Origin of the sequence: Oceanispirochaeta sp. M1, assembly GCF_003346715.1 — a bacterium.
Lineage (GTDB): Bacteria > Spirochaetota > Spirochaetia > DSM-2461 > DSM-2461 > Oceanispirochaeta.
In genome coordinates, this window is sequence record NZ_QQPQ01000006.1 from 130,350 (window position 1) to 146,509 (window position 16,160).

The window sequence follows — 16,160 nt, forward strand, 5'->3', positions numbered from 1 at the left end:
ATGTAAAAAAGTAATTTGAAAATATAGAAAGCTTTAGATGGAAATTGATTGATACTGTCAAGGAGAGTTCTGCATGGCCTGGTGTAAAAAATTATTACGAATTGATATGAAACGCAGCTCATTTTCTTTTGAGTCCATACCTGATGAGATACTTCAGAAATATATAGGTGGAAAAGGATTAGGAACAGCCTATTTTGTTAAAGAAGTCCCACCAAAGACCGATCCGCTGGACCCTGAAAACTCTATCTATGTTGCTCCCGGAGCCTTTTCTGGATCTCCGGCCCCAGCGTCATCCAGATTTCACGTTGTCACTAAATCACCTTTGACAAATATCTATCTCGATGGCAGTTCGGGTGGTCACTTCGGTCCTGAATTAAGAGCTTTCGGGATAGATCTACTCATAATAGAGGGAAAAGCAGAGAAACTTACGGGACTCTATCTGCAGAATGATTCAGTTACCTTTCTTGATGTTTCAGATTATACGGGATTGGGAATATATGACACGGAAAAGCGTATTCGGGAACAGTTGAAAGATAGTCGTATTCGCGTGACTTCAATTGGAGAGGCCGGAGAACGTATGGTCAAATTCGCCTGTCTGGGAAATGATTTTTCAAGGAATATTGGCCGAGGTGGAGTCGGGGCTGTCTTTGGATCGAAAAATTTGAAATTGATAGCTGTGAAAGGTGCAAAGGATATTGTTCCATCACAACCTGAATATTTTATCTCAGCCATGAAAAAGACATCACAATGGATCGCATCCAATCCCTGGGTTCCGGGAACAAGAGCGAATGGGACACCTGGAAATGTTGATGCCATGAATGAATTGGGTATCCTGCCTGCCTGGAATTTTTCCGGTAAAGAGTTCAAAGGAGCAGAGAAGATAAATCATGTAGCGATCGAAAGTAAACTGGTTCGACGATTGTCTTGTGCAAACTGTCCAGTTTCCTGCTCAAAAGGGTATAGGGATTCAACATATACAGGTGGAGAGATGGAAGGTCCTGAATTTGAGACTCTATGCCTTCTTGGATCAAATATCGGATTGGATGATCCTCAGGGAATCGCTGCTCTTAACTATCTGTGTAATCAGTTTGGTATAGATACAATCACGACTGGTGCAATATCAGGTTTGGTTTTTGATGCGATACGAAGAGGACTTGTAGACAAAAAAATATTCGGTCTCAGCGATAGTATGAATCTGACCGAACAAGGAATGCATCTGATTTCAATCATGTGTAAACGGGAAGGAATTGGGGATATTCTTGCTCAGGGATCTAAGGTTGTGGCAGAGTATCTGAACATGGCCGGAGAAGCTCCTGAAGTGAAGGGTTTGGATCTGGCAGGATATGACCCGCGTTCGTCAACCGGGATGAGTCTTGCATATCAGACTTCTGATAGAGGAGCATGTCACCTCCGTAGTTTTCCTATAGGAAGAGAGTTGTCGGGGGTACTGGAACCAGGTGACAGTACAGTCGGAAAAGCTGCATTTGTCTCGACACAGCAGAATGCCAAAGCTGCCGAAGAGTGTTTAGGTATATGTCAATTCCCATATGGTATAGGTATTAACGATAGTTGTATTACAGAAATGCTCACTGCTTTTGTTGGGTATGAATATACTGTCGAGGCTCTGGTCGAGACAGGAGAACGAATCTGGAATCTATCGAGGCTCTTCAGTAACGCTTGTGGAATCTCACGAAAAGATGACTATCTCCCTGAAAAAATCACCAATAATCCAATGCAGTATGGTCCATCAAATGGACGACGGGTCACGCAGGAAATGCAGGATCAAATGCTGGACGAATATTACGAACTGCGAGGGTGGGACAATAATGGTATTCCAACGGCAGATCGGCTGGAACAGTTACTGATGACCAAAGAGGCTGAGATCATTTATGGCTTCAGTGATTGAGACCAGAGGGCTGTTGATCATTTGGTCAGAAAGCTGTTCGTGCCAAATACGGGAGATATGAGATGAGAGAGTATTTGTTTGTAGATAAGAGTAAGTGTACAGGATGTCGACAATGCGAGTTTGTCTGCTCTTTTGCTCATATCAAGGCCTATAACCCCGGCCGAACACGTATCCGGGTAGTGCGTAATGATTGTCTGGATTTTAAGACTCTGGTTTGTAATCAGTGCCCGGATCCTGTTTGTATAAAAGTGTGCCCTCAAAATGCGATAAGCTGCGTTGATGGGTTGGTTCAAGTGGATGAAGATCTGTGTAATGGATGTGGAGAATGCGTTGAATCCTGCAATCGAATATTTATGGACGAGCTTGCTGGTAAAGCGATTAACTGCGATTTGTGCGGAGAATGTGTGAAGGAGTGTCCGGAAACGGCTCTGAAAATAAAGACTGCAGGAGTGAAATGAGATGAAGAAAGTTATAACAAACGTGATGGTTGTGACACCGGAAGTTGAGACAGAACTGATCCGTGATGGTTTTATAGAGATCACTAATGACAGGATCACTGCAATCGGAAGTATGAAAGATCTTCCAGAATACAAGAATGACGTTGAGTTGTTTGATGGTAAGAAGAAGATCGCCATTCCCGGATTCGTTTGTGCTCATAATCATATGTACAGCGCCGTCGTAAGAAGTATACCCTATTCAGGTTTTGCTGAGGAAGATTTTTCATTTGCTTCATGGATGGAACGTTTCTGGTTTCAGAAATTGGAAAATAAGGTTAACAACAAGGACGTAATGCAGGGAACCCTGATCAATGCCATAGAGCATGTGAAACATGGTTTTACCACCACGACAGATACTGTTGAAGGACCTAATGCCCTGCCGGGTACATTATTCGCAGCAGGAGAGGCTGCCGAGAAGAGCGGAATCAGAGGTTTTCTCTCATTTGAGTCTACAGGAAGAATCAGTCACGAGAATTTTGAACTTGGTCTTCAAGAGAACCTGGACTTCTATCACGCAATGAAGAAAAAGGGTGGACGTATTAATGGAAGAATTGGTATTCATACGACCTATACAGTGACACCTGAACAGGTGAAAATGGTGCGTGCCGCCGCAGATAAACATGGTTGTGGAATCATGATGCATCTGAGTGATTCTCGATATCATACAACTGATTCAACCCTGAAATATGGAAAACGACCTGTTAAATGGCTGGAGGACCTTGGTTTTCTGGGACCTGATGTACTCTTCTTTCATGCATCCTATCTGGATATTCTGAGAGATCCCGAAATTTTAGCAAAGTATGGCTGTAAGATTTCTCATCAGCCTGTAAGTAATGCGATGTTTGGATTCTGGCCAAACATGGTTCCTCTTATGGCCGCCGGGATTCCTGTCGCTTTAGGTACAGATGGTATGACACAATCAATGTTCGAGATCATGCGGACAAGTCAGATGATCCATCGTCTGAAATATGAAGAGCTGGAATTAATGCCCGATAAAGAGGTCTTTAAAATGGCAACGATCAATGGGGCAAAGGCCATTCAGAAAGAGGATGAGATCGGTTCATTGGAGATCGGAAAGAAGGCCGATATTGTTCTATTGGAGAACAACAGTCCTGTGAGGGTATTTGAGGCGAATATTTGGAATTATCTTGTAAGTGTCGCTGACAGTGCTCATGTGAAGACGGTTTTTATTGATGGTGATCTGGTCGTAAAAGATGGTGTACATCAGCTTCTTGATGAACAGTCTGTAAGGGAAGAGTGTCAGGAACAGGCTACAGATTTCTGGAAACGAAACGATTGGGTAACGGCATAATGCAACAATCTGAGCTAATCACTTTGCTTGAGAAAATGATCCGAATAGAGAGTATCAATGGTAATGAAAAGAACCTTGGTGAGTTCCTGTATTCATTTTGTGAATTACAGGGACTGGGGGTCGAGAAACAGTACTGTACAGAGAATAGATTCAATGTGCTTATAACCTATCCGCCGACACCCCTTTCTATAAAGCAGAGTGAGAACCCTCAGTTTGGGCTTTTATTACATGGCCATTACGATACAGTTCCGGGATTGGATATGACCGATCCATTTGAACCTGTCATAAATGGTGATCTTATGCATGGTAGAGGTACTGTGGATCAGAAAGCCGGTATTGCAGCCTGTATAATCGCCCTTGTCAATCTGAGACGACAGGGTGTTGTGCTGGAGAAACCTGTATGTCTTGCAGCTGTTATTGATGAAGAGTCCGAACATCAGGGCAGTATGAAACTCGTGGAAACTGGTATCCGTGCTGAATATTCGATCATTACTGAACCGACGGGGTTGAATGCGGTCCTGGGATGCAAGGGGACTCTTCCTGTAAAGATAACAGTCATAGGTAAAGCTTCACACGGCTGTCGTCCCTGGTTGGGAGTGAATGCTGTAGAGATGGCAATGCCGATTCTGCAGAGGCTTTTTTCTTTCAATTTCGAGGAGAAGGATTTTGGTGTTGGACTGGGAGTTCTGAAGAACTCCATCAATGTCGGACTAGTGCAGGCGGGTACGGCATACAACAATGTACCGGACAAGTGTGAGATTTCACTTGACTGCCGAGTCATCCCCGGTGATACCAATGAAAGCATGATGGAGTGTATTCAAAATATTCTGAATGAAGCAAAGAGTGAAAATCCGACTCTTAAGGCCTCTTTGACTGTTGATAGACCCGACTGGAATTGGGAACCTGTAAAAGAACGTGGATTACGCTCGGCACAAACCTCGCGGAAGTCTCCGCTTTTTAAACTCATGAAAGAGGTCCATACCTGTGTGACCGGCAATGATTTAGGCAGCTATATTACCGATGGGTATACCGACATGGATTTTATCATCAATGATCTTAATATTCCATGCATTGTATATGGCCCGGGAAATCCCAGATTGTGTCATACATCAGCGGAGGAAATCTCTTTACACGAGGTTGAGACTTCTATGAGATTCTATGAAGAATTTATTAAAAAACAGTGTGCTGCGGCTGAAGAATTGGAAGGGAACAGATGTGTGTAGCAGATTTTAAAATAGAGGGAGTTGTCTCAGCAATGGTTACTCCCTTTACTGGAAATGGTGAGCTGGATCTTGGAGAATTAAAAAAACTGACCGCATGGCAGGCCGGGAAGGTGGATGCTCTTTTCCCGATGGGAACCTCAGGAGAGGGGCTACTCATGTCTCAATCCGAAAGAGAGTCGGCTCTGGAAGCAATTGTCGAAACCGTAGATGGGGAAATCCCTGTTATTGCACATGTTGGTGCTGTCACAACCAGGGAAAGCATCAATCTGGCAAGACATGCTCAAGACCTGGGTGTTGCTGCTATTTCGGCTATAAATCCCTTTTATTTCAGAGTTTCCGCTGCAGAGCAGATAGAACATCTTTGTACTATTGCAGATTCGGCAAAAAAGACGCCTTTCTTCCTTTATAACAATCCTGTAACAGCGGGGAATGTTGTGACTGAAGAAGTTGTTATTGCTATTGCAGAAAGGGCTGAGAACTTTACTGGAATTAAGGATAGCAGAAAGAGTCTCGATTCATTGCGAGAATATCGAAAATTATTGAGAGAGGATCAGACTCTTCTTGTCGGAGGAGACAGGATCTTTGCTTCATCCCTGGACACAGGAGTTCAGGGAGCCGTAAGTACAATCACTAATATTTATCCAGAGGTTTTTACTGAAATCTACAGGGCATTCAAGGTCGGTGATACGGGATTAATGGCTCAGATGCAGCAGCATGTGTGTGACATTCTGGATATTTTGACCATGGGACCCTATTTTACGGTGATCAAACAGATGCTTGAGTTCAGGGGTATAGGGATGTCTCCTACGTTCTCCAGATCTCCCATAGGACGAATTTCTCAAAATCAGAATGATGATATTCGGGGACGCTTACAGAAATTGAATATATTGGAGGGATTGGTATGAATCCGGATAAAATAAATATTGAGGGTCTGCGCAGTAGAAAGGCAGTGGGTGGGACCGGTAGAATTCCCTGGGCCGTAAATCTTCGTGCCTGCGGGTATACCGGAGAAGAGCTAGAACGTCCGTTGATTGCCGTTGCTAACAGCTGGAGCGAAATGGTTCCGGGTCATATGCATCTGCGGGAGATCTCGCAAGCTGTGAAAGAGGGAATCAGAATCGCAGGTGGAACCCCCTTCGAATTCAATACCATCGCTCTTTGTGATGCTCTGGCTCAGGGTCATGAGGGTATGCACTATATTCTTCCAAGCAGAGAGCTTATTGCAAATGGGATTGAAATGACGGTCCAAGCCTATCAGTACGATGCAATAGTTCTAATTGGGTCCTGCGACAAGATTATACCAGCACAATTAATGGCACTGGCCAGATTGAATATTCCAGCAATAATGATAACCGGTGGCCCAATGATTCAGGGTACATATAAGGGAAAGAAGGTTACTCCAACGGATGTGCTGGAGACTCTGGTTGACTTGAAGAATGGTGTTGTCTCTTCAAAAGAGTTGCAGCAGATTGCCGATGCCTCTTTTACCTGTGCAGGATCCTGTGTAGGTGCATGGACAGCTAATTCAATGGCCTGTATTACCGAAGCAATGGGAATGTCTCTTCCCGGCTCAGGAACTATTCCTGCCGTCTATTCAGAGAGACGACGATTAGCAAAGAAGACTGGTATGAAGATTATGGAGCTTTTGGAGAGAGATATAAAACCAAGAGATATCATGACAGAGGGTGCCTTCAGGAATGGTATCAAGATGGCTATGGCTATTGGCGGTTCCACGAATGTGTTCCTGCATCTTCCGGCAATAGCTGCTGAGGCAGGCTTGCATATTCCACTGGAACTTTTTGATGAGTTAAGCAGAATAACTCCAAAACTATGCACCCTGAGTCCTGGTGGGGAGCATGTTATTGAGGATCTCTATCATGCTGGTGGTATTCAGGCTGTCTTACACGAGCTGGAATCACTTATAGAGACGGACTGTATGACAGTCACCGGGAAGAGTGTTAAAGAGAATATTGATATGGTCGAATATATCGATCATGACGTAATCCGTTCTGTAGAGAAGCCAGCTTCGACTGAAGGTGGACTGTTGGTGCTGAAGGGAAATCTTGCCCCCGATGGTGCTGTAGTCAGGAAAGCTACGATGCCTGGAAATATGGTTCGTTTTTCGGGTAAAGCAAAGGTTTTCAACTGTGAAGAGCATGCAACCGCCGCCATCATCGATGGTGTGATAGAGGCAGGCGATGTGTTGATAATCAGATATGAAGGACCGAAAGGTGGTCCGGGAATGCGTGAGATGCTGACGGCATCGGCCACTCTTAAGGGAGCAGGTTTTGGTGAAAAAGTAGCACTAATCACAGACGGACGATTCTCCGGTGCGACTAGAGGTCCCTGTATCGGTCATGTATCACCTGAAGCCGCAGACAATGGGCCGATCGCCTTGATTCAGGATGGCGATATAATCGAATTTGATACAGAGAAAAGAAGTATAAGCATTCTTGTTGATAAGAAAGAGCTTGATCAGAGACGTGTAAATCTGGTTCACCCAAAATCAAAAATAAACAGTGGATATTTAACTATTTATCGGGAGATCGTCTCATCAGCCGGTGATGGAGCTATCTTGCTTCCTCCCTCAAAGCTTGCAGCACGAAAATATGGTAAAGAGATCAGAGTGAGCAAGGACATTTAGATGGATATGATTGATAAGGTGAATATCGGTATAGAGATAGCCGGAGTCAAACTCAACAGTCCGCTGATTCTTTCGGAAGGACCTCTCTCTGGTAATGCAGAATTAATAAAACGGGCAGCAGAGCACAAGCTGGGTGCGATTGTTACCAAGAGTATTAGAAATGAACCGGCTGCATCTCCTTCACGATACATGATACGTGTCAAGAAAGGACTCATAAATGCGGACTGGACTGATATGGGATTCGATCGATGGATGGAAGAACTGGATACTATCGATATTGATATCCCCTTAATAGCTAATGTGGCTACCAATCATGTGAAACCGGAAAAGGCAGCGGAGTATGCAGCAATACTTCAGCATCATGGGGCAAGCATTGTGACCTTTTCCGATTATGAACCGGAAAATCTTGTGGATGCTGTACGCATGGCAAGAGAAAAGGTTGATGTACCGATTATGGTAAAGCTTCCACCCTTCTGTAAGAATGTCGGAAAATTATGCAGAGAGCTGGAAGACGCAGGAGTGAATTGTATCGCCGCTATGGATGCAGTCGGTCCTGCTATGGATATAGATATCGAGACAGGTAGACCGGTGTTAGGGAACAGGGATGGATACGGTTATTTGTCCAGTTCTCCAATATTTCCTTTAACTTTGGCTTATATAACTGAGATCTGTCGCAATGTTACAGTTCCTGTCGTTGGGGTAGGAGGTGTGACTGATTATCAGGATGTAATTAAGTTGATCATGGCTGGGGCTTCTGGTGTCGGTATTGTAGGTGGTGCGATATTACATGGTCTTGGTCTTTTTGATCGTATTCATAATGATCTTATCAAATGGATGATAGAGCGGGGTATTAGTGATTTGAGTGAGATTAGAGGGCTTGCTCAAAAGCAGGAAGATTCTGAGGTGTACGGATGGATTCCCGGAGTCGATTTGATGACATGTACTGGCTGCGGATTGTGTGCTACATCATGTTTTAAACAAGCAATCTCTATCGTAGATAAGAAAGCTGTGATAGATCATGAGATTTGTGTCGGTTGCGGAGTATGTTTGACAACATGTCCCTGCAAATCAATAACTATTTGAATTCAAGGAGATAGTAGAAATGAAAGAACTGATGAAAAAGATTCTTGTCGTATTGATGATCGCTTTGGCAACCTCTGTTGTCATAGGATGTTCAAAGAAAACTGAAGCTGTTGTTGAAAAAGAAAAAGAAATTGAAAAAGCCCCTTTCAAGATGGTCATGGTTACAAATGTCTCGGGACTTGGTGATGAAGGTTTTAACGATGCGGCCTGGATGGGATTTGAGAGAGCTAAAGCTGAATTAGGTGCAGATATCGCAGTCATAGAGTCAGGTGAGCAGTCACAGTATGTTCCAAATCTTCAAGCTGCTGCAGAACAGGGATATGATCTTATTGTTGCGGTGGGTTTTCTCCTCGTGGATTCAGTTGCAGAAGCAGCGAAACAGTATCCTGATAGTCACTTTGTTATGATTGATGGTATTGTCGATGCCCCCAATGTCGTATCAGTTCTTTTTAAAGAAAATGAAGCGGCCTATCTTTCAGGAATAATTGCAGGATTGACAACAAAGACCAATAAGGTCGGATTCATTGGCGGCATGGAGACTCCTCCTGTCATTAGATTCGAATCTGGTTGGAAAGCCGGTGTTGCGACAGTTGATCCTGCTATTGAAAATACAATCACTTTTGTAGGAAGCTTTGGAAATCCAGGTGCTGGTCGGGAACAGGCTACTATCATGTATAAACAGGGGATAGATATTATTCAGGGAGTAGCTGGACTTACCGAGGTCGGTATCATTGAAGCGGCAAAAGACATGAATACCTGGGTAATTCCTTGTGATAAAGATAAGACTGAAATGTCTGAAGGACGTCAGTTGACCTCTTCTATCAAGAAGATTGATTCTGCAGTCATGTCAGTCGTCAACGATACGATGAAAGGTAATTTTTCAGGCGGTGTAATGTCTCTTGGTCTAAAAGAGGGAACCGTCGGATTTCCTGATGCAGCCAGAGATGTTGTTGATCCTGAGATAATGAAGATAGTCGACGATATCGTAATAAGAATTATTAGTGGTGAGATTGTCGTCCCTTCCAACAGGGATGAACTTGCAGCTTTCAAAGCACCTTCAATTTAATAAAAATATTCAAATAGATTCGTATTAAGGAGCAGGGGATCGATGAATGAGACAATCTTAAGTATGCAGCATATAGTCAAGCGATTCCCCGGTGTATTAGCGAATGATGATGTATCCATAGATGTGCGAGAAGGGGAGATTTTGGCACTTCTGGGAGAGAATGGAGCAGGAAAGACTACCTTAATGAATATGCTCTATGGTCTCTATACCATGGATAATGGCGAGATCTATTTCCAAAACAAGAGAGTAGATATTTCGTCCCCAAGGGATGCAATCAATCTGGGTATCGGAATGGTTCACCAGCATTTTATGCTGGTGGAACATCTTACTGTTGCTGAAAATATGGTTCTAGGAGCAGAACCAAGACACCACGGTTGTCTTGACTATAAACGGGCAGAGGCCATTGTCATGGAATGTTCAAAGAAATATGGACTCAGTATTCAAGCAAAGTCACTGGTAGCAGATATCTCTGTCGGTGAACAGCAGCGATTGGAGATTCTAAAAGCTCTCTATCGTGGAGCAAAGATACTGATACTAGATGAACCCACTGCCGTTTTGACACCTCAAAAGGTGAAAGAGCTCTACAAGGTTCTACGTGAACTTAAGGCCAAAGGACATTCAATAATTATCATAACGCACAAGCTGCAGGAGATAAAGGAGATCAGCGATCGGGTTGTGGTGATGAGAGCCGGCAGAGTCGTGGGAATAAAAGAGACAGTAGATGTCACTAAACAACAATTGGCAGAGATGATGGTTGGTAGACCTGTCGTCCTGCAGATAGAAAAAGAGATACAGGATCCCGGTGAAGTGATTTTTGAAATCAAGGATCTTCATGTTAAAGATTATAGGGGGCTGCCTGCACTCAAAGGGGTAAACCTTTCGGTCAGAAGAGCTGAGATAGTCGGTCTTGCCGGTATTGACGGCAATGGACAGAGTGAGCTGTTGCAAGTCCTTGCTGGACTGATACAGCGTGACAAAGGTTCCATTCGCGTTTCTGGAAGCGAATTCCCAAAGAAATTTTCTCAGAAAGCCATGTCACAACATTCTGTTGCACATGTATCCGAAGACAGACAGAAATGGGGTTTGATCCTTGATTATTCTATAGAGGAAAACCTTTTGCTTGGACTAGAAGGCGAACCAGAGTATCAAAAGGGACCGTTTCTGAATAAGCAGGTCATAAGCGATAGAGCAAAGAAGATTATAAAGGATTTTGACATTCGAACACCTTCCACAGAGACTCTGGGAAGGACACTCTCCGGGGGAAACCAGCAGAAGGTGATTCTTGGACGAGAGATATCAAAAAACCCTGATGTTCTAATTGCGGCACAACCTACACGGGGATTAGATGTCGGAGCTATTGAGTTTGTCTATAAGCAGATCTTAGAACAAAGAAAAAATGGAAAGGCAATTCTTCTTGTCTCATTTGAGCTTGAAGAGATATTTACACTGAGTGACAGAATCTTAGTGATTTTTGAAGGTGAGATCATTGCTGAATTCACAAGAGAAAGTGCCACACTGGAAGAGGTCGGTCTTTGCATGGGCGGAGTAAGGAGATCTCTTCATGACTAAAAGAAGTTTGAATAAACAATTTAAAAATATAAGAACTAGTATCCTGGGTATGCTTGGAAGACTACTTGATCCTCTCACTGCAATCATACTGGCATTATTCGTTGGTGGGATTATTATTGCTCTCCTGGGAGATGATGTAGTACTGGCTATTTCATCACTCTTAAATGGATCTTTGGGGAGTTTCAGAAGTTTCGGGCAGTCATTGCTGGCCGCGACGCCTCTGATATTCACAGGTCTCTCATTTTCGGTGGCTTACAGAAGCGGACTTTTTAATATCGGAGCAGAGGGTCAATTATATGTCGGAGCTATTGTAGGTGCTATGGTCGGTACTCTATTTCCAGGACTTCCCTCAATAATTTATATCCCTCTGGTGCTGATTTCCGGTGCTGTAGCGGGGGCTTTGTGGGCCTTTCTTCCGGCATACTTGAAGGTCCGCCTCGGGGTGCATGAGGTTATAAATGTAATCATGCTGAATAAGATAGCCCTCTATTTGACAAACTGGTTAGTATCGGTGAATGGACCATTCAGGCAGGGGAGTGTCCAACCAGCGACTCCTTTTATGGATGATAATGTTCGTCTTCAGGCCCTATTCAAGGGATCTCCCATGAATAGGGCCTATGCTGTCGGTATCGTCATGGCTATCATCGTATATCTTCTCATGTGGAAGACTAAATCCGGATATCGAATGAGGGCTGTGGGCCATAATTTAAATGCCTCTCAGTTTGTTGGTATCAATACGAATAAATCCGTTATTTCGGCGTTCATGATTTCTGGTGCTTTAGCAGGTATGGGTGGGGCTATAGAAATATGCAGCGTCTATGGGCGCTTTTATGCAGGATTCTCTCCAGGATATGGTTTTGAAGGGATTGCAGTATCGTTGCTCGGGAACAATCACCCTGTCGGTATAATCATATCTTCTATCCTTTTCGGTGCATTAAAGACCGGTGCAATGAAGATGCAGATCATCGCAGGAACGAATGTGAATCTGGTCAAGGTACTTCAAGCTCTTATAATCTTTTTTGTAGCCGGTAAGTGGAGCATTATGGCTACCATCAAAAACCAAAAAGAGCAGATCATTCGGCGTCGTTTAGCAAAAAAAATCAAACATTAAGAGGACGGTGAAGTATGATTACAGGTTTTTTACAGATACTATCGGCAGATCTTATTGTCGCCTCTTTAGGCATGGCTACTCCTCTTATCTTCGGTTCTATCAGCGGGACATTCTCCGAGCGGGCTGGAGTCATAAACTTGGGAATCGAAGGGATGATGCTGATGGGAGCATTTGGTGCCGCGATGGTTTCTCTAATTACAGGGAATCCATGGCTGGGCGTTCTCTTTGGCGGGCTTCTTGGTGCTGTAATGGGTATTATTCATGCTGTCATGTGTATTCAATTCAGGGCTAATCAATCAGTCGTGGGTGTTGGTATAAACATCATGGCTGCTGGTGTTCCGGCGATTATTCTGCAATTTTATTGGGGAAATCCCGGTCGAACACCTTTGGTCGCTTCAATCAAAAATATCACCGTTCCGATTATAAGCAGGATACCGATCATCGGTCCTATCTTCGGACATCTAAATCCACTGACCTATATTGCCCTGTTATTGGTAGTCCTATCACATTACATCATTTTTCATACACCTTTTGGGCTTCGGATGCGCGCGGTAGGTCATCATCCTAAAGCGGTGGACACTGTTGGGGTGAATGTATTTAAGATCCGATATATAAGTGTCATAAGCAGTGGTTTTCTGGCAGGTCTGGGTGGAGGATATCTATCTGTTGCCCAACTGTCCATGTTCTGTAATGGAATGACTGCAGGTAGAGGGTTCATCGCTCTTGCTGCCATGATCTTCGGAAAAAGGACTCCCTTCGGTTGTCTGGCTGCGGCCTTGCTGTTTGGATTCTCCGATGCACTCCAGATGACATTACAGGCTCGAGGCGTACCTATCGCCAGTGATTTTCTTCTCATGACTCCATATATTCTCACAATGATTACCTTAGCGGGATTTGTCGGAAAGACTATAGATCCTGCCGCGAATGGTAAACCATATATTAAAGGTTAAAATAATGAATATTGATAGCATCCAATTATATGTCAATGAGATACAGACAGTATTTACAGGATCTTTATCCAGAACGCTGCTTGAGTTTCTCAGAGATGATATGGGACTTATGGGTACCAAAAACGGTTGTGGGGTCGGACATTGTGGGGCATGTACGGTTTTAGTCGACGGTGTCGCAAAACGGGCATGTTTGGTCAAGATGTCACGGGTCGATGGTGTTCATGTGGAGACAATCGAAGGACTCGCAAAGAATGGGGTCCTTCATCCGCTTCAGATCTCTTTTGTCAACTGTGGAGCCATTCAGTGCGGGTTTTGTACCCCCGGTATGATCATCTCAGCAAAAGGATTGATAGACAGGAATCCGAACCCCACTACTGAGGATATAAAGAAGGCGTTAAAACATAATATTTGTCGTTGTACCGGTTATACAAAGATCTTCGATGCCATATTTATGGCTGCTAAGGCATTAAGAGAGGGGACGACTCTTTCACTTGCCACTGAACGAAAAGGTCTTGGTACTCCAGTTATTCGGCAGGATGCAGTGGACAAGGCAATGGGTAAGGGGATCTATACAGAGGATCTTCCTGAAGAGGGCGCCCTATATGGAGAACTTGTATTAAGCACTTGTGCTCATGGAGAGATCATTTCTATTGATACTGGAAAAGCAAAGGCCATAGAAGGTGTCGTTTCTGTATTGACCGGTGAAGATATTCCCGGACCTAACCTTATTGGGATAATCTCTAAAAAGCAACCGATACTGGCAACCGATAAGGTCCGATACATGGGTGATGCAGTAGCCATGATCCTGGCTGAATCTAAAGAGATAGCCCAGAGAGCCGCAAAATTGGTAGAAGTTGTCTATCATGAACTTCCTGTTATTCTGGATATGTGCAAATCCAAAGGGAACAAGTCTGTATCTATCCATGATACAGGTAATGTTCTGTCAGAATTACATATTACCCGCGGTAATATAGAACAGGGTTTTAGAGAGGCTGATGTCATTGTTGAAGAGACCATAACTGTTCCGGCGATAGAGCATGCATATCTTGAACCTGATGCTGTTTATGCAACTCCCCATGAAGATGGATCATTGACTATAAGCACCCAGTCACAGAGTTCATTCAGTTATCGGGATGAGATAGCTGAGAATCTAGAGCTTCCTGTAGATAAGGTCCGTGTTATCACTCGTATGACCGGAGGGGCTTTTGGAGGAAGAGAAGAACCTACGATCCAGGTCCATGCAGCTCTTGGTGCAATGATTACCGGGCGGCCCGTTCATATGGTTATGAGCCGTGAAGATGTGATGCTGCGGACAATCAAACGACATGGGGAAATCCTGCACTATAGCTATGGTGCAAAGGCGAATGGGAAAATCACAGCATTTAAAGCAGATATCATTGCAGACACAGGTGCATATCCTTCTGCAGGAGAGGCTGTCATTCTGCGATCGGTACTTTTTGCACCGGGACCTTATGAAATACCAAATGCAGAAATTTCCGGGTGTGCAGTATATACGAACAAAACGCCTGCAGGAGCTATGCGGGGATTCGGTAGTAACCAGCCTGCCATAGCCTCTGAGATCCTTATGGATATGCTTGCAGAGAAATTGAAGATGGATCCCCTTGATCTGAGAATTATCAATGGTCTTGATACTGGGAAACAGACGGTCGGGGGACAAGTACTTGGTGAGAGTGTGGGGTTGATACCATCCCTCAAGATAATGCAGCAGCGATTGAAAGATGAGCAGATTACCCTGGATGATGGCCGAATCCTTGGCCTTGGAATCGCCAGTGCTATGAAGAATGTCGGTCTGGGTTCCGGGATGAATGATGCCGCTGGAGCTATCGCAGAGCTCTGTGGTGATCACCTGCTGTTAAGAATAGCAAGTGTCGATAGCGGTCAAGGCTCTGATACTATGGCCAGACAAATAGCTGCAGAAGTCATGAATTTAAATCCTTATGATATCGAATTGATTACCAATGATACGGCAGAAACTATTGATGGTGGTGTCACGACCGCTTCCAGGCAGACCTTTGTGACGGGTAATGCTGTAAGGAGTGCTGTTCAGAAACTTAAAGAGAAGATGCTGGAGCTTGTATCTGGTAAAAGTGGTCTTGATATTGATCAACTGGATTGTGTGGGCGGTTTAGTCATCTCCAGAGATACAGTTCCCTCTGATAAGTGGGTCAGCTCTTTTCAAGATCTTTACAAAGAGTTTGGAAACATGGCTGTGACACATATATATACTGCTCCGGAGACTGTTCCAGTCTCGGAGAATACTGATAATTGTGAGCGCAGTGATGCACCGTATAGACTCCATTTCTCTTACTGTTTTGGTACTCAAGCTGCTTTTGTTGCAGTGTCACCTGAATCCGGATCTGTAGAGGTTCTGAAGGTTATTGCCGTTCATGATGCAGGAAAAGTGATAAACACCCATGGGGCACAGGGTCAGATAGAGGGTGGAATCATGATGGGGCTCGGGTACGCTTTAAGTGAAGAGTTCCTTATGGATGAAAAGGGCGTTATAACTAATACATTTAAAAAGATTGGGGTCCCTACTATTGATATGACTCCAATTATCGAGACAGTCACGATTGACAATGAGCTCTCGATTGGACCATTCGGTGCTAAAGGAATGGGAGAGCTGCCAATGATACCAACAACGCCGGCCATTATAAATGCAATTTACAATGCAGTTGGTGTGCGAATACGGGATCTTCCGGCAAAACCTGAAAGAGTAAGACAAGCTTTAGCTGAACTTGCTCAGCGTAACATAACGAAGTGATGGAGAAATAAGCG

General features: G+C 44.1%; 12 protein-coding genes. All 12 read left to right on the plus strand.

The features are described from left to right. Nucleotides 1-73 precede the first annotated feature (73 nt). The 12 genes from DV872_RS05690 (at nt 74) to DV872_RS05745 (ending at nt 16,146) form a co-directional block, all read left to right on the plus strand. Nucleotides 74-1,906, plus strand: coding sequence for an aldehyde ferredoxin oxidoreductase family protein (locus tag DV872_RS05690; RefSeq protein WP_114628888.1), 1,833 nt, complete (start codon nt 74-76; stop codon nt 1,904-1,906). A gap of 62 nt (nt 1,907-1,968) precedes the next feature. Then, a complete protein-coding gene (locus DV872_RS27240) occupies nt 1,969-2,364 on the plus strand; it encodes a 4Fe-4S dicluster domain-containing protein (RefSeq protein ID WP_114628889.1) in 396 nt (131 codons plus the stop codon). A gap of 1 nt (nt 2,365) precedes the next feature. After that, on the plus strand, nt 2,366-3,715 hold the full coding sequence (locus tag DV872_RS05700) for an amidohydrolase family protein (RefSeq protein ID WP_114628890.1): 1,350 nt from the start codon (nt 2,366-2,368) through the stop codon (nt 3,713-3,715). Beyond that, on the plus strand, nt 3,715-4,938 hold the full coding sequence (locus DV872_RS05705; RefSeq protein WP_114628891.1) for a M20 family metallopeptidase: 1,224 nt from the start codon (nt 3,715-3,717) through the stop codon (nt 4,936-4,938). Before DV872_RS05700 ends, DV872_RS05705 begins: the two co-directional genes overlap by 1 nt. Then, the gene (locus tag DV872_RS05710; RefSeq protein WP_114628892.1) at nt 4,929-5,843 is read left to right on the plus strand and encodes a dihydrodipicolinate synthase family protein; all 915 of its coding nucleotides are present in this window, start codon (nt 4,929-4,931) and stop codon (nt 5,841-5,843) included. Before DV872_RS05705 ends, DV872_RS05710 begins: the two co-directional genes overlap by 10 nt. Next, nucleotides 5,840-7,582, plus strand: coding sequence for a dihydroxy-acid dehydratase (gene ilvD / locus DV872_RS05715; protein ID WP_114628893.1), 1,743 nt, complete (start codon nt 5,840-5,842; stop codon nt 7,580-7,582). The genes DV872_RS05710 and ilvD overlap by 4 nt, the downstream gene beginning before the upstream one ends. Beyond that, nucleotides 7,583-8,665 (plus strand): 4Fe-4S dicluster domain-containing protein, encoded by a 1,083-nt coding sequence (locus tag DV872_RS05720; RefSeq protein ID WP_114628894.1) that lies wholly within the window; start codon nt 7,583-7,585, stop codon nt 8,663-8,665. Between the two features lie 19 nt (nt 8,666-8,684). Further along, a complete protein-coding gene (locus DV872_RS05725; protein WP_114628895.1) occupies nt 8,685-9,731 on the plus strand; it encodes a BMP family protein in 1,047 nt (348 codons plus the stop codon). Between the two features lie 42 nt (nt 9,732-9,773). Then, entirely contained in the window at nt 9,774-11,300 is a 1,527-nt protein-coding gene (locus DV872_RS05730; protein WP_114628896.1) for an ABC transporter ATP-binding protein, read from the plus strand. Continuing rightward, complete coding sequence (locus tag DV872_RS05735) at nt 11,293-12,411, plus strand: ABC transporter permease (protein WP_114628897.1); 1,119 nt, start codon at nt 11,293-11,295, stop codon at nt 12,409-12,411. The genes DV872_RS05730 and DV872_RS05735 overlap by 8 nt, the downstream gene beginning before the upstream one ends. Nucleotides 12,412-12,425: 14 nt before the next feature. Further along, nucleotides 12,426-13,361 (plus strand): ABC transporter permease, encoded by a 936-nt coding sequence (locus DV872_RS05740; protein WP_114628898.1) that lies wholly within the window; start codon nt 12,426-12,428, stop codon nt 13,359-13,361. A gap of 4 nt (nt 13,362-13,365) precedes the next feature. Beyond that, nucleotides 13,366-16,146 carry a molybdopterin cofactor-binding domain-containing protein gene (locus DV872_RS05745; protein WP_158546848.1) on the plus strand — a complete coding sequence of 927 codons (2,781 nt, stop codon included), beginning with the start codon at nt 13,366-13,368 and terminating at the stop codon, nt 16,144-16,146. Nucleotides 16,147-16,160 lie beyond the last annotated feature (14 nt).